A 700-nucleotide genomic window follows, 5' to 3' on the forward strand; every position below is an offset into this window, starting at 1 on the left:
CCCCCCGGCAAAGCCGGGGGTTCTTCATAGACGGGCAAAGCCCTCTGATACTAGCCGGACGCGTCACGTCGCGTAAGTACGGTCTGCCAATTGCGAGAGATTGTTACTTGCTACCCGTAAACGGGTTTAGACGTTCCCCATCGTCAGTTGTTCCCCGGCTTTGTCCTCGTCCAACTGACGTTTGATGTACTCCTGTATCTTTTGCGCATTCTTGCCCGCCGTGTCTACGTAGTACCCACGGCACCAGAATTCACGGTTCCGGTACTTGTATTTCAGTTCCGGATACTTTTCGTAGATCATCAGGCTGCTTTTCCCCTTGAGGTATCCCATGAAACTGGATATTGCAATCTTCGGTGGAATTTCTACGGGCATATGCACATGATCCGGACATACCTCGGCCTCGATTATTTTGATCTTCTTCCAGTTACATAGCGTTCTCAGTATTTCCCCAACCTCCCTGCGCTTTTCCCCGTAGAATACTTTTCTACGGTACTTCGGCGCGAAGACGATATGATATTTGCAATTCCACGTCGTATGCGTTAAACTATTCATGTCGTTCATTTCGAATGACCTCCCTTTGCTTTTGTCGTGCAGTTGGCAGACCGCACTTCTATTTTAGCAAAGGGAGTTTTTTTGTCTACATCATCGGCATAAGCCTTCTTTTGAACCACTCGCCTAGCGAGTGGTTTTCTCCATACAA

1 pseudogene is annotated in these 700 nt (G+C 48.4%); it reads right to left on the reverse strand.

Annotation, left to right across the window (positions count from 1 at the left end):
• Window positions 1–103: 103 nt before the first annotated feature.
• Window positions 104–561: pseudogene (tnpA, locus tag DPQ25_RS14345) on the reverse strand (IS200/IS605 family transposase).
• Window positions 562–700: the final 139 nt, after the last annotated feature.

It is taken from the genome of Hydrogeniiclostridium mannosilyticum, from assembly GCF_003268275.1.
GTDB lineage: Bacteria > Bacillota > Clostridia > Oscillospirales > Acutalibacteraceae > Hydrogeniiclostridium > Hydrogeniiclostridium mannosilyticum.